The organism is Flavobacterium gyeonganense (assembly GCF_029625295.1).
GTDB lineage: Bacteria > Bacteroidota > Bacteroidia > Flavobacteriales > Flavobacteriaceae > Flavobacterium > Flavobacterium gyeonganense.
On record NZ_CP121112.1, the window covers coordinates 3,019,461 to 3,038,143 of the forward strand.

Annotated in this window: 16 protein-coding genes and 1 pseudogene; 3 read left to right on the top strand and 14 right to left on the bottom strand. The window is 32.6% G+C overall.

From position 1 onward, the window contains the following. Positions 1 to 11: 11 nt before the first annotated feature. Complete coding sequence (locus P5P89_RS13235; protein WP_278008748.1) at positions 12 to 485, bottom strand: Mpo1 family 2-hydroxy fatty acid dioxygenase; 474 nt, start codon at positions 483 to 485, stop codon at positions 12 to 14. A 162-nt stretch (positions 486 to 647) separates the two neighbouring features. Here P5P89_RS13235 and P5P89_RS13240 point away from each other — a divergent pair, with 162 nt between their 5' ends. Further along, positions 648 to 1,193, top strand: coding sequence for a DUF4494 domain-containing protein (locus P5P89_RS13240; RefSeq protein WP_269234807.1), 546 nt, complete (start codon positions 648 to 650; stop codon positions 1,191 to 1,193). A 546-nt stretch (positions 1,194 to 1,739) separates the two neighbouring features. Here P5P89_RS13240 and P5P89_RS13245 read toward each other — a convergent pair. The 4 genes from P5P89_RS13245 to P5P89_RS13260 form a co-directional block, all read right to left on the bottom strand. Then, positions 1,740 to 2,969, bottom strand: coding sequence for a TMEM143 family protein (locus P5P89_RS13245; RefSeq protein WP_278008749.1), 1,230 nt, complete (start codon positions 2,967 to 2,969; stop codon positions 1,740 to 1,742). Positions 2,970 to 3,063: 94 nt separating this feature from the next. Beyond that, the gene (locus tag P5P89_RS13250; protein ID WP_278008751.1) at positions 3,064 to 3,699 is read right to left on the bottom strand and encodes a hypothetical protein; all 636 of its coding nucleotides are present in this window, start codon (positions 3,697 to 3,699) and stop codon (positions 3,064 to 3,066) included. Between the two features lie 576 nt (positions 3,700 to 4,275). After that, the gene (locus tag P5P89_RS13255) at positions 4,276 to 5,346 is read right to left on the bottom strand and encodes a hypothetical protein (RefSeq protein WP_278008752.1); all 1,071 of its coding nucleotides are present in this window, start codon (positions 5,344 to 5,346) and stop codon (positions 4,276 to 4,278) included. Then, positions 5,343 to 5,759, bottom strand: coding sequence for a hypothetical protein (locus P5P89_RS13260; RefSeq protein WP_278008754.1), 417 nt, complete (start codon positions 5,757 to 5,759; stop codon positions 5,343 to 5,345). Before P5P89_RS13260 ends, P5P89_RS13255 begins: the two co-directional genes overlap by 4 nt. A gap of 270 nt (positions 5,760 to 6,029) precedes the next feature. On the opposite strand from P5P89_RS13260, the gene P5P89_RS13265 reads away from it, so the two are divergent. Together P5P89_RS13265 and P5P89_RS13270 are read left to right on the top strand one after the other, a co-directional pair. Then, positions 6,030 to 6,443 carry a DoxX family protein gene (locus P5P89_RS13265; RefSeq protein WP_278008755.1) on the top strand — a complete coding sequence of 138 codons (414 nt, stop codon included), beginning with the start codon at positions 6,030 to 6,032 and terminating at the stop codon, positions 6,441 to 6,443. Between the two features lie 187 nt (positions 6,444 to 6,630). Further along, positions 6,631 to 8,163, top strand: a complete 1,533-nt coding sequence (locus P5P89_RS13270; protein WP_278008756.1) for a SulP family inorganic anion transporter — start codon at positions 6,631 to 6,633, stop codon at positions 8,161 to 8,163. Between the two features lie 30 nt (positions 8,164 to 8,193). On the opposite strand, the gene P5P89_RS13275 is transcribed toward P5P89_RS13270, so the two are convergent. From P5P89_RS13275 to miaB, 9 genes and pseudogenes are all read right to left on the bottom strand, one after another. Beyond that, complete coding sequence (locus P5P89_RS13275; RefSeq protein WP_278008757.1) at positions 8,194 to 10,566, bottom strand: hypothetical protein; 2,373 nt, start codon at positions 10,564 to 10,566, stop codon at positions 8,194 to 8,196. A 205-nt stretch (positions 10,567 to 10,771) separates the two neighbouring features. Then, entirely contained in the window at positions 10,772 to 12,403 is a 1,632-nt protein-coding gene (groL, locus tag P5P89_RS13280; protein WP_278008759.1) for a chaperonin GroEL, read from the bottom strand. Positions 12,404 to 12,481: 78 nt separating this feature from the next. Continuing rightward, positions 12,482 to 12,757, bottom strand: coding sequence for a co-chaperone GroES (locus P5P89_RS13285; protein ID WP_012023920.1), 276 nt, complete (start codon positions 12,755 to 12,757; stop codon positions 12,482 to 12,484). A gap of 141 nt (positions 12,758 to 12,898) precedes the next feature. After that, positions 12,899 to 13,240, bottom strand: a complete 342-nt coding sequence (gene secG / locus P5P89_RS13290) for a preprotein translocase subunit SecG (RefSeq protein ID WP_278008761.1) — start codon at positions 13,238 to 13,240, stop codon at positions 12,899 to 12,901. A 3-nt stretch (positions 13,241 to 13,243) separates the two neighbouring features. Further along, positions 13,244 to 14,635 carry a tetratricopeptide repeat protein gene (locus P5P89_RS13295; protein WP_278008762.1) on the bottom strand — a complete coding sequence of 464 codons (1,392 nt, stop codon included), beginning with the start codon at positions 14,633 to 14,635 and terminating at the stop codon, positions 13,244 to 13,246. Positions 14,636 to 14,695: 60 nt separating this feature from the next. Next, positions 14,696 to 15,198: pseudogene (locus P5P89_RS13300) on the bottom strand (LptE family protein). Positions 15,199 to 15,289: 91 nt separating this feature from the next. After that, positions 15,290 to 16,549, bottom strand: coding sequence for a sigma-54 interaction domain-containing protein (locus P5P89_RS13305; RefSeq protein ID WP_278008763.1), 1,260 nt, complete (start codon positions 16,547 to 16,549; stop codon positions 15,290 to 15,292). 196 nt (positions 16,550 to 16,745) lie between these two features. After that, positions 16,746 to 17,135 (bottom strand): GxxExxY protein, encoded by a 390-nt coding sequence (locus P5P89_RS13310; RefSeq protein ID WP_278008764.1) that lies wholly within the window; start codon positions 17,133 to 17,135, stop codon positions 16,746 to 16,748. A gap of 44 nt (positions 17,136 to 17,179) precedes the next feature. Continuing rightward, on the bottom strand, positions 17,180 to 18,625 hold the full coding sequence (gene miaB / locus P5P89_RS13315) for a tRNA (N6-isopentenyl adenosine(37)-C2)-methylthiotransferase MiaB (protein WP_278008765.1): 1,446 nt from the start codon (positions 18,623 to 18,625) through the stop codon (positions 17,180 to 17,182). Positions 18,626 to 18,683 lie beyond the last annotated feature (58 nt).

Below are 18,683 nucleotides of genomic sequence, written 5' to 3' on the forward strand. Positions count from 1 at the left end.
AGTGATAAACTTTATGAATGCTGCTTCCCTGAAAACAAATTCTCCACAACCCAAGCCGGGCCAATTAGTAAAAACTGGAGGTCTTTTAAGAAAGAAGGTTTTTTCCCTTCAATATTATGTCCGTAAAATTGCCCAATCCAAGCAATTACAAAAACGCCAATTGAAAATAACCATAAAGGAACGAATTGCGAGATGTAATAGTTTACAATCAGGCAAATAGCTGAAAAAAGGGCAATTTTTAAAGCCATAGCAACAGACAGCCGAATATAGAAAATCAGTACAAAAAGTAATACTGCTACAGCCCAGTTTTCGATTATTGGCGTTTTGAGTCGTAAAGTATTAGCAATTAAATTGCTTGGGATACTCATGAGTAAACCTACGATAGAAAAGTAGATGGCCGGTACACACACATAATGTATGGCTTTATTTTTGGGATTCTGATGACTAACAGCGTATTCTTCAAACCATTGTTCTAATGTTTTCATTTTTTGAGGTTTAGGAATTCTATCAAATCTATTAAATATTTTTGATTTAGGCACAAACTTTTGTATTGATTCTATTTTTTCAAATTTGTGAATATCTATTTTGTAAAAAAGTGAGTTTTATTTCTGCTAAAATCTATCTTTGGCATCCTTAAAAAAATAAATATGAGTGCAATTTGGTATGAATGCAAGGTAAAATATAGAAAAACTGATGATATTGGATCGCAAAAGGTCACAACAGAACCTTATTTAGTGGATGCAATATCTTATACGGAAGCTGAAAGCAGAATCAATGAAGAAATGAAAGCTTATGTGAGCGAAGAATTTAAAATCACAAACATAAAAGTGGCAAATTATGCAGAAATTCATCCGTTCGAAAATGCAGACCGTTGGTTTAAATCAAAAGTTTCTTTAATAGCTTTTGATGAAGAGAGCGGAAAAGAACGCAAAACCAACATGTATATACTGGTACAGGCTAATGATGTAAAAGAAGCTTATGATAATACTGTTGCGGTTATGAAAAATACTATGGGAGATTACACTATTCCCGCAATTTCAGAGTCGCCAATTATGGATGTTTTTCCTTATTTCAGTGGAGAAGAGGAAGATTTAGAACTATTAGAAAGATTCAATACGCTCAAGGCTTCAAAACCTGAATTAGTAGCTGCGGGAGAATCACAAGAAGATTATTTTGAAACTGAAAATGAATAAATCATAAGATAATTAAAAAGGGAGAAAACAAAGTAGTTTTCTCCCTTTTTAATTAGTAAGCACAGATTAGAATATTTTGCTGACCAGCTAAAATGACCTCAATAGCCAGATTGTATCCATTTTTGTAAAATCAGAAAAAAGATAGCAACAATAAGAAATACAATCCAAAGTCCAAGTAGCATTTTTTTGGTCATTTTTTAATTTTTTCTTTAATTGAGATTATTTTATAATTCAGTTATTATGATTCATTTTAACTGTTTTGTTTTTTTTAGCTTAAAAGCACATTAAAAAACAAGTATTATGGGTTAAAAACAGTTTTTTATGCAAAATTATATATTTTTTAACTGTTCAATATTACAAAATTAAATCGATTAAGTGTAAAATAAATCGGTAAAAAACGTATTATTTCTTATTTGACAATATACAGAACGCTTTAGTATCTATAATTTGATTTCTGTAGTCTATTTTTATAATATCATTAATTTTATTTGAAAAGGGGAAATAAAAATGATTAATTGCGTAAATTACTTACAGAGAAGTTGGGATTTATTTTTGGTTATAATTAAAAGCATTGTCCCATAACTCATCAATTTTGATAAGTGCATCTTCAAGGGCAATGACTTTCCACTTGCCATTAGTTTCAATTCCAAGGCCTATGTCTTTTAATTTTAGTAAGGCTTCTTTTGTGTTAAAATCAAGATTCGTGTTTAATTTATTTTTAAACCAAGTCTCTATTTGATCATCAATTTCTTCAGTTGTTAACGGATCTTTACTTCTGTGTAAAAAAGAGTATGCCAAAATAGTTTCTTTGAGTACTTCTTCTTCGGATGAATTTAAAAGTGAATAAAATACGCCGCTATTATTTCCAATATTTTTAAAATACAGGCTGTCAGAAAGCATTTTAGAGTACCTGATTTTCTTATTTATAAAATTATTATATTGGCGAAAACAATATGCAGATAAAATTCCCAATGCAATTAATCCCTGATTTAGAGAGGTTTTACTATTTAATAAATCAATAGCTTCTCCTGTTCTGTAAGCTTCGTACATATTAATCAAGGCAGGGATCACTTTTGCAGTTAGTAATGAAATTCCACCAAATATTCCAGGCACCCAAAGTAAAAGTTTGTCTGTAGTGGACATTTTTGGAATGGCATTTGGAAAAATCGTTTCAAGATCATTTTTAGGAACGCGTTTAAAAATTTTCAGGACAATTGATCCGGGGTCAACCGGCATTTTTCCCAGTTTTACTTTTTTTGTAGTAAGATAATCAGCATCGTTATAATTTAGGTAAATCATGACGCGCTCATAGTATTCGATCTCAATTTCTTTTTTCCAGAAAATATATTTTTTTACTTTTTCTTTGGTTTTATGTTGCCCGCGAACATAAAGTTCATAGTCTTTGAAGGCATTAAGATCTATTGAAAGTTTTAAGCCAATTAAATCAGATTCTTTAAATGCTTTGTCTAAGGTTTCCTGCTCGACACGCCTATAGTTGCCGTTTTTTAAAACTTTTAGAAGTGTCTCCTTAAAAATTAAATAGTTGCTTTTTCCAATATATATTTCACGTTCTTTCTCACTTAAATCAGGATCGAATAAGCCATAGTTTTGTTTTAGGTTCCGATTAAGGTTAAAAGTTTCATAATGATAATAGTGTTCGATTATGTCGAATAACTTTTTAAAATCTTCTACTTTTTTCTGATCTTCTGCAAAAGCAGCTATTTGTTGATCGAGTAAAAATTCCTTATTGAAAGGAATGTAATTTTCTCGTCTCATAAGAGTATTGGGCTTTAATTTTTTCAGGGCATTTTAAACACAAAAATACCACCCTAAATTTGATTTTTGGAGTGTTATATGTATAAAGTTTATTTTATGATTTTAATATTCTAAAACGTCCCGGATACTTATCCCATAAACTTTTTTTATTGCCGTAATAGTCCATGAAATCTTCACAGACGAAAACCGCATGTGCATTTGACCACGCCACAACTCCGCAAAATTCACCTCCTGTAAGACGTTTTAGTTCCTGAACGTGCTTGCCTTTTTGAAATCCTAAATATTTATAAATAGTTGGAGTGTGTATTTCACCCGCTTCTAAATCTTCGAGAGCCTTATCAAAAGTCTTTTCTTTATCTAAAATTTGCTTGTATTTTGCCATTACCGCATAAGCCAATACCGCATAATCGGTTATTTTTTTACTGTCTTCATTCGGTTTAATAAATAGAAATCCGGCAGAAAATTCAGCTTTATTTAATTCATTTATTTTTAGTTGAAACGTAGCATTATTTTTTAAAGTTATTTGATATAAACTATCATTTAATTTTTCAGTAACGAAAAGATTGTCCAATCCATAAATATTTAGTGAAGCTTTGATAAAAGCAATTGAAGAGCAGTTGGGACGTTCTCCCTGCTTGAAACTTTCAAATATTTTATCAGAACTGAGTTGGGCGTGAGAATTTGAACAGACAAATATTAAAAATAAAAATGTCGAAATAATAGATCGCATTAGGATTAGGTATTATAATTTGTTTTTTAAAAAGATTGGAAAATGTGGCTTTGCAAAGCTATAAAAATCAGCTCATAATTGATGCTTTTAAAAATTAATTTTCAGCATCACAGTTATTGTGAAATATTGGATCAGCATTTAACAGGATTTTGCATAGAGGTTAGAAAGATAGGTAGTTACAGTATTTTTTCTGTTTAGGTAGGATTGCAAACGGCTATAGCGAATTCTGGTTTTGTTAATAGGAGCAAATACAAAGAGGTCGTTGCAGGAGAGTAATCTATTGTAATAATTAAGTATAGTAATGGAATAAGAAAGTCTATTCACATTATCTTTTTATTATTGATTAAGAAGTAATTTAGATAAGAGTTTAAATAAAAAATGAGATTCAAATCTTTTTACAGATTCAAATCTCACTAATTATTCCAAAAAAAGTTCTTCATTTACAATTCCTTGCGGATTAACTAAAAATGATGGTTAAAATTATTCTTTGCAAGGATATAACTAATTTTGATTCTGGCTATACGTATAAATACCTGTTTTTTGTTTAAAATGTATATTTTTTCAATTTATTTACGATTAATGTTCCCATTTTTTAGTATCGCTTTTATTTATTCCCCAACGTATTCCTAAAAGTGAAACTAGATCTTTTGATGAATCTGAAGTGAAATTTTTACCAAATCCTCCTGTTATATAATAATTTGCGTTGATTTTGTATTGTATTAATCCAACAGACCGATAATCTTTGCCATTTCCATTTCTTCTTATATACTCATAGCCAAATGAAAAAGAATTGATATCAATTTGTATTTTACTTCCATAATCAAAATATTCAAACTGATCTGAAAAGTTTTTAGTGTCTTCATTATAAACAGAACTATCTTTTATATATCTGATAAAGCCATAAATATTAAGATAAGATTTATCAATTTTAGGAGACCAGGTTACAGTACTCCATACTCCAGTCCTGTCTTTTTGATTGCTATTGTGATTATTGCCATCATATAAAGTGCTATATGCCGCAGCGAGATCAAGGGTCAATAGAGGTTTTTTTAAAAGCTCTGCAAAATCGCTTGCTTCAACAGTTGGCAATGATTCCAGTATTTTAGCATACTGTTCATTATATTCTATAAGGTTAGTGACTTTATTTAGATTAGGGAAATCTCTTGCCATAATCAGGTCAGCTTTAGTAATCATTTCGTCCGTAGTGTTTCTAATAGCTTCGTAAGCCTTTTGCATATCTTCTTTCTTTTTGCGAAAAAGTGTAAATACATTTACGCTAAACCCTGCTCCTATATTAGTAGTGCTGTCAGTTCTATGGACTACTGCTGAAATATTAGGTCTTAAAAGTTTATCACTTGTAAATTGTTTAAAATCATTGACAGTTTTACCAATTCCATAATATTCAAGACCATTTAGTTTTCCTTTATTTAAGCTGAAATCAAAAGATAAATTCGATAGATTTTCAGTGTTTATATTAAAATCTTTGTAGTCAGGATTTGAAGTAACGATTGCTGCCGAATTATCCAGTAATGCTAAAGCTGTTGAATTAAGAATTTGCACTTCTTTTAAATCAACAGAGTTTGCAGAATTTTGTGCCACGCTAATCTGTATCAGCAGTAAAAATAAGTAAGTAGTTAATTTTTTCATATCAAATCAATTAATGCGACAAAATAAATCAGTTCTTTACTTTTAATATCTACTGGTCCTAAATCATAAGCTGAAAATTCCTCACTTGTACCATTGCAATCCTGTATCTTATAATTAAAAATTAATTTTTTTGCGTTTGCAATGATCTGTTCTTTTGATGAAGCATTTAATGATTTATAACTAATATAAGTTTCAAAATAGAGTAGTCCTTTGTTGTGTGTAAATGATGGGGTTAGAGGAATTGAAGCATCCGTTAAATGCATTGGAGTAACAAACATCGGCTTTTGAACATTCACTCCATTTTGAAGATCTAAAAAAACTCTTGTGTACAATGGGATAAACCCCAGATTGTTTGACAGTTCGAAACTAAGTTTAATTTCGTCACAATTGGATGTGTTGTAAACTTTACTCATAATTAATTATTTTTAAGTTGATATTTAGCCTTAACATTTGTCTGGTAATATTACTACATTTTAAGGAAAATTACATAAGTATTTATACTGTATTTTATTACAAAACACACGATTATTATAAGTTTAAGTAATCAGGTTTGCTGTAGATATGGAAATTACATAATCAGTATAAATAAACTTTGCAAAATATATTGAAGAGCTTATGATTAAATTTGATTAAAATTTTTCAAACATCAATTAAAAAATATAAACATAAAAATTCATTTACATATGAAAACCACAGAAACATCAAAACTTCAAAATTTCATTAGAATAGTACTCGGATTATTTATGATAACAGCCGCAATAGGTCATTTTACTTTTCAACGAGATGATTTTCAGGCACAGGTTCCCAATTGGATCCCTCTTAATAAAGATTTGGTTGTAATACTTTCGGGAGTAGTAGAGATACTATTAGGTTTGTCGATGCTGTTTTTGACGAACTATAAAGCTAAGGTCGGAATTGCACTTGCCGTATTTTACATTTTAATTTTTCCTGGGAATATTGCGCAATATGTAAACGGAACTCCTGCTTTTGGTCTTGATACTGATCAGGCTCGCTTGATCCGGTTATTTTTTCAGCCTGTTTTGATTTTTTTAGCGTTATGGTCTACCGGAGCCTTATTCGACAATAAAAAGGTATAATCTGATTTGTAAATTACTGTTAAATTATTGATGTTGAAGGTGTTCAAATGCATTACTAATAAAACCGCTCATTTAGCAGTTGGTTTTATTTTTTAAGTTCTGTTTTAAGTTTTAAGTTGAATAATTATAAATTTTAGATTTAAAAAGACATGTTCTCTTAAGGCATTATTTTCTACATTTGTGCCTTATGAAAAAAGTTTTCCAACTCTTCGATTTTACCCAAAAGGTCAATTATAAAAATGAAATTTTAGCCGGTTTAACCGTAGCTATGACAATGATTCCTGAATCATTATCGTTTGCAATTTTAGCCGGATTCCCACCTTTAGCTGGTTTATACGCTGCTTTTATAGCTGGTTTGGTTACAGCAATTTTTGGCGGAAGACCCGGAATGATTTCCGGTGGGGCAGGAGCAACCGTGATTGTGTTAATCGCGTTGATGAAATCGCATGGAATAGAATATGTTTTTGCTGCCGTTGCTCTTGGAGGTGTAGTACAGATTTGCATTGGGCTTTTTAAACTCGGAAAGTTTATTAGATTAGTTCCGCAGCCCGTTATGTTTGGTTTCGTAAACGGATTGGCAGTTGTAATTTTCATGTCGCAATTGGAGCAGTTTAAAACAATAGTTAATGGTCGGGTTTCCTGGTTGCAGGGAACTCCTTTATATATTATGCTAGGTTTAGTTGCATTGACAATTGCAATTGTTATGATTTTTCCAAAGATTACAAAAACAATTCCGGCATCTTTGGTTGCTATTATGGTAGTTTTTGCATTGGTAATTGTTTTTAATATCGAAACTAAGACTGTAGCAGATATTGCTTCGGTTAAGGGCGGATTTCCTCCATTTCATATTCCGAATATTCCATTTTCTTTTGAGACTTTTAAAGTTATATTTCCATATTCGGTAATTGTGGCGGCAGTAGGTTTAACTGAAGGTTTGCTGACACTGAATTTGGTGGATGAAATTACCGGAACAAGAGGAAACAGCAATCGCGAATGTATTGCACAGGGAAGTTCAAATATTCTTAATGGTTTTTTCTACGGAATGGGAGGCTGTCCAATGATTGCACAGACTTTGGTAAATCTTGGCGCAGGTTCAAGAGCAAGACTTTCAGGAATTATTGGTGCTTTAACGATTTTAATTATTATTCTTTTCGGAGCTCCTGTAATTGGTAGATTACCAATGGCAGCGTTAGTTGGCGTAATGATGATGGTGGCAATTACTACTTTTGAACGGGCAAGTTTTAAAGTGATCAATAAAATGCCCCGACATGATATTTTCGTTGGGATTTTGGTTGCTGTGATTACAATAGTATTACACAATCTTGCTTTAGCTGTTTTAATAGGAGTAATTATTTCTGCTTTAGTCTTTGCCTGGGAAAGTGCTAAAAGAATTCAGGCCAAAAATCATATAGATGAAAATGGTATAAAACATTACGTGATTTATGGACCATTATTCTTTGGTTCTACAACAACTTTTATGGAGAGTTTTGATATCCAAAACGATCCAAATCATATTATAGTTGATTTTAAAGAAAGTCGTGTTGCAGATATGTCGGCTATTGAAGCTTTGAATAATCTGACCAAAAAGTACAATCAATTAAATAAAGTTGTCGAATTAAAACATTTAAGCGAAGACTCTCGTCAATTATTAAAAAATGCCGATGCGATTATTGATGTAAATGTAATTGAAGATCCTACGTACAAAGTAGTTTCGTCATAAAAAAATTAAGTTCTAATGATCATGAGGAAATTATGAATTTCCTCCAATATGAATTTTTTTGACTTCTGAAATTAATTGTCCTTCTTCCGAAAATCCTTCAATTAAGACCTGAATTTCTTTTTGATTGTTTTTAGGAAACTTTATCTGATAGTCTAAGTGGTTCTCTTTTAAATCTATGTCCGGAGACCAGTTTAAAGTGCCGAAATAATTAAACTCCTCCTGATTTTCAAATCTGATATTTTTGTAATTAATGTTTTGAGCAAAACCCTTTGTTACTATGAACGTGGTAAACTTTGGTTTAAAATAATTACTTTTCTGTCCTTTTTTCATGTAAATTTTAATCGTACCATGTCCTACAGCTGAAACATCCGAACTGCCTGATTGATCAATATAAATTTCATCTATCTGATCTAAAGTAAGAGTTAACAGCTGATTAAAATCAAATACTAAAATGTCATCAATATATACTGATGGAGAACTTGCTGAATCGCCCAGATATGCTCCTCTTGAGTTGCGAACATATACAGTATTATCATTTTGGTTGATGCCGGTATTGTATCCGTTTGATGTCAGGAAACTCAAAACTGTTCTGTATTCTCCCTCTTTAATTTTAAAGGCTTTAGCAACAGGACTCATGCTGTTTTTGTGCGTTAAAATCTCTTTTTTGAAATTGTTTTTTATTGCGATTCCTTCCAGTTCAATAGCCTTGTCTTCTGGCTTTGGCGGAGCGAAATTAAAAACATTATCTGTAGTTTTTAATACAGGGCAAGTAATTTGTTCGAATGAAGTCCCTAAAATAAATCGGGGTTCGTCTCTGGAAACTCTGGCTTCAATTTTAGTAAATACTGCAGCATTTTTCTCATTTATCATTTGTACAGCTAATACTGTAGAATCCTGCGCATAAAAATGTTCAAACTTAAAATCATTATGCTGATCTATATTTGCTTCTTCAAATAAATTATCTTTTAAGGATATAAGAGAAATTTTATTCTTCGAATTGGGTTTTAGTTCTTTCTCTACTTTACCGCTAACAGTAACTCCTTTTTCAAATTGATAATTCATTTTCGGTGGATCAGATTTAATGTTTTCCCACAGAAATTTGCCCTTATTTTGATTAAGCATTAAAAGTTCCAGGTCTTGTTTTCGATTCTTGTTGTCCGGATCATAATAAGGATACGTATTTGTTTCAGGTTTATCTAAATACGCATTCAGGTAAAAGGTACCTGAAATCGTTTTTTTTTGATTCATACAAACACTTTTTTCAGGAAGTATACTCATACTTAAATGAGCCTTATTTACTTCTGTCTTTCCGTATAACACAATACTGTCATTAGAGGTTGCTTTTGCTTCCAGGGTTGCTACAGGAGCAGTTTTGTTCTCAATATATACGAGTCGCTCAGTAACTTCATTCAAATCTTCATCGAGTATTCTAATGATGTTTACTCCATCTGATAAGATTTTTTTATCAAAATAGCAGGCTTGTTCCGTTTTATTATTGTTGAAAGTAATTTCTTGTTGCATAAAATTGCCATCTTGTTCAATAAGCAGAATGAATTTTTTATTTTGGTATAACTCAAGGCCTTTTTCATTGGTTTTAACAACAACAAGCAAATTGTTTTTCGCCAGATTATTATTGTAAGTCAAAATAATACCGGTTTCAGCAATTTTACCCAATGGCTCTGATATGTTTAATTTTTCAGAGTTTATTTTGAGCGTATATTTTTCTTTTAAATCAGCTTTTAAATAAAAAACGCCATTTCCCATTGAGTTGGTCTGAAAATGCGCAACCTCGGTTGATTTAGAATCCAAAATAACTCCGTTCATTATTTCAAGACCCTTCTTATTACAATCTTTAATTTTAATTCCAACTGTATTAATTATACCGTCTATTATATTACCACCTTCCGGAAATAAACTTATTTCTGCTGTTTTCCAGTTAGGTTCATTAGCATCAAAAAAATAGGGATTGTTTTTACTTATAATTTCAACTGTTTGATTAAAAGAATCATCTTCCTTAAAATTATTCATCCAGTTGGTATAAAAATGGAAGTTGTATTTACCAGGTTTAAATTTATCGTTCAAATGAATTCCGCCCTTAAAAGTGCCATTCTCTGTAAAAAGTAATTGCTTTTGAATTATTTGCTGCTGATCGTCATAGACTACCAATTCAACGTTTGTAGTATTGTTGTTTGGAATATTGTTGTTTTTGCTGAATACATATCCTTTAAAGGCAATATCTTCATTGTTTATGTAAAGATTTTTGTTGAATTGTACATGGATAATTTCCCTGTCATAATGAAAATAAGTATTGATATATTCCTTTATTTTTTCCGAATTATTAGCAGTTTGAGAAAAGGATTGCAAACAGAATAACAAACTAAAAAATCTGGAGAATAGTTTCATACAAAGCAATGTTTAAGCTAAATTATATGTTGAATAAATCAGCACATAAATTTAATTGCAATAACAATCTGTTGTAGTTAAGGCATTCTTAATGTTTTGTATAAAACATCAAAATTTTTATCATGATAAGATTAAAAAAACAGAAGCTAAAAAAAAATCCGTTTACTTTTGGGGTAAACGGATTTATATATAGTTGGAATGGGAATTACATCATTCCCGGCATTCCGCCTCCCATTGGCATTCCACCTCCGGTATTTTCTTCTTTAATATCAATTAATGCACATTCTGTAGTTAAGATCATTCCAGAAACAGAAGCAGCATTTTCTAATGCCACACGAGTTACTTTTTTAGGATCGATAATTCCTGCTTTAAGCATGTCTACGTATTCGTCAGTTTTGGCATTATATCCAAAATCACCAGAACCTTCACCAACTTTTGCCACAACTACAGAGCCCTCAAGACCTGCATTTTCAACAATAGTTCTCAATGGAGATTCAACTGCACGAGAAACAATCTGAATTCCTGTTGCCTCATCAGCGTTATCCGCTTTAAGGTCTGCCAAAGCAGCTTTTGCTCTTAATAAAGCAACACCACCACCGGCAACAATTCCTTCTTCAACAGCAGCACGAGTCGCGTGTAAAGCGTCATCAACTCTGTCTTTTTTCTCCTTCATTTCTACTTCAGAAGCTGCACCTACGTAAAGAACTGCAACACCTCCGGCTAATTTAGCCAAACGCTCCTGTAATTTTTCTTTATCATAATCAGATGTTGTGGTTTCCATCTGACCTTTGATTTGGTTTACTCTGTTTTTGATGATATCAGCTTCACCAGCACCACTTACAATTGTAGTGTTATCTTTGTCAATAGAAACCCTTTTTGCAGTTCCTAACATTTCGATAGTTGTGTTTTCTAAAGTATAACCTCTTTCTTCAGAAATTACAGTTCCGCCAGTTAAGATTGCGATATCTTCTAACATTGCTTTTCTTCTGTCTCCAAAGCCTGGAGCTTTAACAGCAGCAATTTTAAGGGCTCCTCTTAATTTGTTTACTACTAAAGTAGAAAGCGCTTCACCATCAACATCTTCAGCAATAATCAATAATGGTTTCCCTGATTGTGCAACTGGCTCTAAAACAGGTAGTAATTCTTTTAAAGAAGATACTTTTTTGTCGTATAATAAGATGTATGGAGAGTCTAATTCAACTTCCATTTTTTCCGGGTTTGTTACGAAGTAAGGAGAAAGATATCCTCTGTCAAACTGCATACCTTCAACAACATCCACGAAAGTGTCTGTTCCTTTAGCTTCTTCAACAGTAATAACACCTTCTTTTCCAACTTTAGCAAAAGCTGTAGCAATTAATTCACCAATAACTTCATCATTGTTTGCGGAGATTGCAGCAATTTGTTTGATTTTGTCAGAATCACTTCCAACCACTTTGGCTTGTTTTGCCAAGTCAGCAACGATAGCTTCAACTGCTTTATCGATACCGCGTTTTAAATCCATTGGGTTTGCACCTGCAGCAACGTTTTTAAGACCTTCTTTTACGATTGCCTGAGCTAAAACTGTAGCAGTTGTAGTTCCGTCACCCGCTAAATCATTGGTTTTAGAAGCAACTTCTTTAACCATTTGCGCGCCCATGTTTTCTAGTGGGTCTTTTAATTCGATTTCTTTAGCAACAGAAACACCATCTTTTGTAACTGTTGGTCCACCAAATGATTTACCGATAATTACGTTACGCCCTTTTGGTCCAAGGGTTACTTTTACGGCATTTGCCAATGCATCAACACCGCGTTTTAATCCGTCACGTGCTTCAATATCAAATTTTATATCTTTTGCCATTTTAATTTTTTGTTTAAAGTTTTATTTGTTTCAAGTTACTTTTGTCTTAATACTGAGTACTTAATACATATTGTTTTTTTAGATTATCGCTAAGATATCATCCTCACGCATGATCAAATAATCAGTTCCTTCCAGTTTTAATTCTGTTCCGGCATATTTACCATAAAGAACAGTGTCACCAACTTTAACGGTCATAGTGTGATCTTTAGATCCGTTTCCAACTGCAACTACAGTTCCTTTTTGTGGTTTTTCTTTCGCAGTATCCGGAATAAAGATTCCTGATGCAGTTTTAGTTTCTGCAGCTACTGGCTCGATAAGTACGCGATCTGAAAGCGGTTTAATGTTTAAGGCCATGATTTTATATTATTATAGTTATACGTTTTTTAATGTTCAATAAGCTTTCAGAAATTGTGCCATGCACATAAAACTGACATTTTTTCCTAAAAAAAATGCCAGCTTTGACAGGCTGGCATTTTATCTTTATTTTGTAAATTATTATTTAGCTGCTGGAGTTGCAGGAGCAGGAGTTTCCTGAGCCGGAGCAGCTGGTGTAGTAGCAGCAGGCGCTTCTGTTTTTTCAATAATTTTAGAATCAGTATCACTCAGTGATCCTGTAAAACTTAAACTTGAAAGCAAAATTAAAGCAATCAAAATAGTCGCTAATGTCCAGGTGCTTTTGTCTAAAAAGTCTGTTGTTTTTTGTACTCCACCTAACATTTGAGTTCCGCTAATTGTAGATGATAATCCTCCACCTTTAGGATTTTGGACCATAATTACTATAATCAATAGAAAACAAACTATTGTGATTAAAACTAAAAAAATTGAAAATGTGCTCATTACTTAATTATTGTTATTGTTATTTTGTTGTAAAATCTTTATGTCTGATATGCGGTCTGCAAAGAAAGTAATTTTTTCCGGATATTTCAAAATTAATATTTCATATGCTTGTATTGCCTTTGTGTATTTTTTTTGCTCCAAATATACTCTCGCCAGGGTTTCTGTCATTAAATAAGAATTATCTTCCTTATTTGAGTCAAGTTGTACCGCAGGATTTATTGCGGTTTGTTTTATAGGTGAAATTTTGGGATTTGTTTCGATGAACTTATCGATTATTTCTGCTTTTTTCTTTTTTTCTTCGTCAATCATTTCGTTTTCGACTATGTTTTCAACATTTGTTTCTGTCTTTGCAGCTTCTATCGGACCTTCATTTGTCCTGTCAATTGGTTCTGGTCTTGCTAATTGCAACCATTCCTGGAAAGAATGTTTTTCATTAACTGAAAAATCCAACGGTTTTCCTATTTCCAGATTTTCCTCGGCCGTTTTTATTGTTTCAGATACTTCAGTTTCTTTTGGTTGTTCAGCAGTAACTTCTTCAAAAATAACTGTTGTAGCTTCTTGTAATGAATTATATATGGACTTTTCAATGGGTTCAACTCTTACTTCAGGAAGTTCTTCTAAAATTTCCTCCTCTACAATTTCCTCAAAAAAAGTTCTTATTCCTTCCTTTTTAACAGGTATAGGTTCAATAACTGGTGTTTCTTCAATAGTTGGAACTACTTCTTTAAAAGACTCTAATGTTGGCTGCTCAATAATGGAATCAATTGGATTGTCTTCAATTTTTACAGCCTCTTCAAAAGTAGTGTCTGTTATTTCTTTAAAAGAATCTAAAATGGCTTGTTCAGAAACGGGCTCAATTGATTTTTCTTCTATTTTTACAGGCTCCTTAAAAGTCACGTTTGTGACTTCTTCAAAAGAGTCTAAAATTGATTGTTCGGAAACAGGTTCAATTGTTTTTTCTTTACCTTTTACAGGTTCTTCAAATGTTGTTATAGTTGTAGCTTCCTTAATTGAATCTAGTATAGACTTTTCAACAGGATCAATACGAAGTTCTGCCAGTTTCTTTTTTTCTTCTGCTAATACAATTTCACTGTCAAAAACGGTTATGTTTAAAAGATCTCTAAGTTTACGGTCGTAAAATTCTCCCTGAATGGAAGTGAAAGTCTCAGAGGTAATGAAGTCAAATAGAACTGAACGATCTGATGTATGGGCAGCTGTAACTTTTAAAGCGTAATTATACTTAAAGCTGTTTTGATTATAAAGTCCTTTTAATCGCAATGCGCGGGCGCTTTGAAAATAAGGAAATTCAATTAAAACACTTCCTAATGCTTCTGTCTGCTTTTCTGTTATAGCATCAGGTTTGTTGATTAGATAAGTATAATTAGTTACGTTCATTATTTATTCTTTAATCGTTGTATGTTGTTTAATTAGCTATTTTAAGAATTAACGCAAAAATTACCATTTTGCCAATGACTCATTAAAAATGTCTTGTGTAATTCTTTCAAAAATATCTTTGAGGGCTTCATTTAAAACGGTTCCTACTAGCTGTGATTGGGCTGGATAATCATGATAAAATTCAAATGTTTTTTCAAAATCATCTGTTTCCTTCTTTCTATTTGAAAAGCGAACATTTACACGAATTGTTAAGCGGTTTTGAGAAGCCTGCTGGTCTGCTGTTGCTGTCATTGGGGTGATCCTGTAGTCTATGATTTCTCCCTCATAAAGCAAATCACCATTCACAGTAACCAGGTTTAAATTGGTTTGATTCATGATCAAATCCTGTAAAGCCAATGTAAACTGTCTGTCGATTCCTGGTTCAATCAAATCAGCATTATTCTGAAAAAATTTACCTGAAATGTTTTTCCATCGATCTGTCCGGTACCTGTGAAATTATATATAGAACAACTGCTAAAGGTTGTAGCGATTAACAGAATTAAAATATATTTTAAGTTTTTCATTTTTTATTTTAAGAGTTGCTTTGCCAGTTCGCTGACATCTGGCTCAAAGATATTCATTTTCGTTTAAAACATTTTGCGTCTTTGAGGTTAATTACAAATCGAATTGTTTAATTTTTCTATACAATGTTCTTTCAGAAATGCCTAATTCATCAGCAGCAGCTTTTCGTTTTCCTTTGTTTTTCTCTAATGACTTTTTAATCATTTCGATTTCTTTTTGTTCTAAACGTAAAATTTCTTCTTCTTCAATCGTTTCAGCGTCTAAATAATTATTGTGATCTTGTATGTGATAACTATCTTCATGTGTTGTCGGTGCCATTACAGCAGTTCTTGGTTCTTCTTCAAAATCAATTTCGCTATCGTTCTGCTGATTGCCATATATTTTCTGAATCAAATTTGGATTAATATCCTGACCTTTTGACGAACCATTTTTCATGAGTTCTAAAGTGAGTTTTTTCAAATCATTCAGGTCGCTTTTCATATCAAAAAGAACCTTATATAATATATCCCTTTCAGTGCTGAAGTCACTTTCTTTTTTGCTGTCGCTGATTACAGAAGGCAGGTTGCTTCCTTCGGCAGGTAGATAAGATTGTAAAGTCGCAAGATTAATATCACGATTGGTTTCTAATACTGAAATCTGTTCCGCTACATTTCGAAGCTGACGAATATTTCCGCTCCATCTGAATTTCTGTAAAAGCTGAATTGCACCATCATCCAGTCTCAAAGGCGGCATTTTGTATTTATGGGCAAAATCGGCTACAAACTTTCGGAACAATAAATGAATGTCTTCGTTTCTTTCGCGTAAAGGCGGTAATGTAATCTCGACAGTACTTAGACGATAATACAAATCCTCACGAAATTTTCCTTTTTCGATGGCGTTGAACAAATTAACATTAGTTGCAGCAACAATTCTCACATTCGTTTTTTGAACCTGAGATGAACCTACTTTTATAAATTCACCATTTTCCAGAACACGGAGTAATCTAACCTGAGTGGTTAGTGGCAATTCGCCAACTTCATCAAGAAAAATTGTTCCGCCGTCAGCCACTTCAAAATAACCTTCACGTGTACTTGTAGCACCTGTAAAAGCACCTTTTTCATGGCCAAAAAGCTCACTGTCAATTGTTCCTTCCGGAATAGCTCCGCAGTTTACGGCAATATATTTACCATGCTTTCTGTGCGAAAGCGAGTGTATAATTCTAGGAATATTTTCTTTACCAACACCACTTTCCCCAGTCACCATAACCGAAATATCAGTTGGAGCAACCTGAATGGCTTTTTCGATAGCACGATTTAACTTTGGATCATTACCTATAATCTCAAATCGTTGTTTTATTGCCTGAACTGTTTCCATTTGTGTTTTGTTTCAAGTTTTTTATTTGTTTCAGGTTTCATGTTTAAAGTTTAACCTTAAAACGTTAGGCTTATATTTTATTTTGTCACAGATTAAAGTGATTAGCACAGATTCTTTTAATTCGGTGAATACTTTTAGATTAATTATAATTGTTTATTAATTAACCACAAATTACGCAAATTAGCGCAAATTTGTTTTATGAATTTATTAATCGTTTATGTATTAATGATTTATTTTGAAAGTTTGCGATTATTCCAACAGGGGTATCAGCTATTTTCATATAATTTAAGGTCTGTGCGAGATGATCATTGCATATTTCTTTTACAGATTTCACTTCTAAAATGATGTCATCATAAATTACAAAATCGGCATAAAATTTATGAGGCAAAATAACTCCTTTATATTCAATTGCAAATTCCTTTTCTCGTTGATATGGAATTCTATGATTTTTGAATTCGACTTCTAATGCATCTTTATATACAATTTCGAGTAAACCTGGACCTAATAATCTGTGTACTTCCATACAGATGCCTACTATTTGGTAGTTCTCCTCTTTTTTATAATAATATTCAGTTGTAGCATTCATAAAGAATAATTTGTGAAAATTTGTGAAATTTGCGGTTAAAAAAATTAATTCATTTCAGAATATCCCACAGCTTCACCTTTAAGAGTTCCACTTGTACAACTTGTGATTTTTACGTTTACAAAATCCCCAATTTTATAATTCTCTTTCGGGAAAACCACTGTAATGCTTTGAGAATTTCTTCCAGAAAATTCGTCTTCCGATTTTTTAGAGACTTTTTCAACTAAAACTTCAACTGTTTTCCCAACGAATTCCTCACTTCTAAACCAGGCGTGTTTCTGCTGCAAATCCACAATTTCCTGTAATCTTCTGGCTTTGGTTTCTTCCGGAACATCATCTTCCATTTTTCTTCCGGCGAGAGTTCCTGGACGTTCAGAATACGAATACATATAACCGAAATTATATTTTACATATTCCATCAAACTCATTGTATCTTGGTGATCTTCTTCAGTTTCTGTTGGGAAACCGGCAATCATATCCTGAGAAATTGAAGCTTCCGGAACAATTGCCCTGATTTTGTCAATCAGCGCCATGTATTCTTCGCGAGAATGTAAGCGATTCATTTCCTTTAGAATTCTGTTGCTTCCAGACTGAACCGGCAAGTGAATGTGTTTACAGATATTCGGGTATTTAGCCATAACATGCAAAATGCTTTCATGCATATCCTGAGGATTTGAAGTAGAAAATCGAATACGCATTTTTGGGAAACCAATAGCAACCATTTCCAGTAATTGATCAAAATCTACAGCTGTTGCTTTTTGCATTTCAGAAGCGTTTACAAAATCTTTTTTCAAACCGCCTCCATACCAAAGGTAACTGTCAACATTTTGACCTAAAAGTGTAACTTCTTTATAGCCTTTACTCCATAAATCCTGAATTTCAGCCATGATGCTTTGCGGTTCGCGACTACGCTCACGTCCACGTGTAAAAGGGACAACACAAAACGTACACATATTATCACATCCACGAGTGATTGAAACCAAAGCTGTAATTCCGTTACTCATTAAACGAACTGGCGAAATATCTCCATACGTTTCCTCTTTTGATAAAATTACATTTATGGCGTCACGTCCTTCTTCAACTTCCGCCAATAAATTCGGAAGATCTTTATAAGCATCAGGACCAACAACTAGATCGACAATTTTTTCTTCTTCCAAAAACTGACTTTTCAAACGTTCCGCCATGCAGCCAAGAACGCCCACTTTCATTTTTGGATTGGTGCGTTTTACCGCGTTGTATTTTTCAAGACGCTTACGAATGGTTTGTTCAGCTTTGTCACGAATTGAGCAAGTGTTAACCAAAACCAAATCGGCTTCTTCTAAAACGGAAGTAGTGTTATATCCTCCGTCAGACAAAATGGAAGCTACGACTTCACTGTCCGAGAAATTCATCGCACAGCCGTAACTTTCTATAAAAAGTTTTTTAGTATTCTCAGGTTTATTTTCTAAAACAAGACTTTCGCCTTGTTTGCTTTCTTCAATAATCTTTTCCATTGTAAAATTTCAAAGTGCAAAGATAGGGTAATTGAATCTAATATGACAAGATGTCAGA

Bases quoted from the DNA above. Each gene is read 5' to 3' on its own strand.
- P5P89_RS13235 (WP_278008748.1), bottom strand. From the start codon at position 485: ATGAAAACATTAGAACAATGGTTTGAAGAATACGCTGTTAGTCATCAG.
- P5P89_RS13240 (WP_269234807.1), top strand. From the start codon at position 648: ATGAGTGCAATTTGGTATGAATGCAAGGTAAAATATAGAAAAACTGAT.
- P5P89_RS13245 (WP_278008749.1), bottom strand. From the start codon at position 2,969: ATGAGACGAGAAAATTACATTCCTTTCAATAAGGAATTTTTACTCGAT.
- P5P89_RS13250 (WP_278008751.1), bottom strand. From the start codon at position 3,699: ATGCGATCTATTATTTCGACATTTTTATTTTTAATATTTGTCTGTTCA.
- P5P89_RS13255 (WP_278008752.1), bottom strand. From the start codon at position 5,346: ATGAAAAAATTAACTACTTACTTATTTTTACTGCTGATACAGATTAGC.
- P5P89_RS13260 (WP_278008754.1), bottom strand. From the start codon at position 5,759: ATGAGTAAAGTTTACAACACATCCAATTGTGACGAAATTAAACTTAGT.
- P5P89_RS13265 (WP_278008755.1), top strand. From the start codon at position 6,030: ATGAAAACCACAGAAACATCAAAACTTCAAAATTTCATTAGAATAGTA.
- P5P89_RS13270 (WP_278008756.1), top strand. From the start codon at position 6,631: ATGAAAAAAGTTTTCCAACTCTTCGATTTTACCCAAAAGGTCAATTAT.
- P5P89_RS13275 (WP_278008757.1), bottom strand. From the start codon at position 10,566: ATGAAACTATTCTCCAGATTTTTTAGTTTGTTATTCTGTTTGCAATCC.
- groL (WP_278008759.1), bottom strand. From the start codon at position 12,403: ATGGCAAAAGATATAAAATTTGATATTGAAGCACGTGACGGATTAAAA.
- P5P89_RS13285 (WP_012023920.1), bottom strand. From the start codon at position 12,757: ATGGCCTTAAACATTAAACCGCTTTCAGATCGCGTACTTATCGAGCCA.
- secG (WP_278008761.1), bottom strand. From the start codon at position 13,240: ATGAGCACATTTTCAATTTTTTTAGTTTTAATCACAATAGTTTGTTTT.
- P5P89_RS13295 (WP_278008762.1), bottom strand. From the start codon at position 14,635: ATGAACGTAACTAATTATACTTATCTAATCAACAAACCTGATGCTATA.
- P5P89_RS13305 (WP_278008763.1), bottom strand. From the start codon at position 16,549: ATGGAAACAGTTCAGGCAATAAAACAACGATTTGAGATTATAGGTAAT.
- P5P89_RS13310 (WP_278008764.1), bottom strand. From the start codon at position 17,135: ATGAATGCTACAACTGAATATTATTATAAAAAAGAGGAGAACTACCAA.
- miaB (WP_278008765.1), bottom strand. From the start codon at position 18,625: ATGGAAAAGATTATTGAAGAAAGCAAACAAGGCGAAAGTCTTGTTTTA.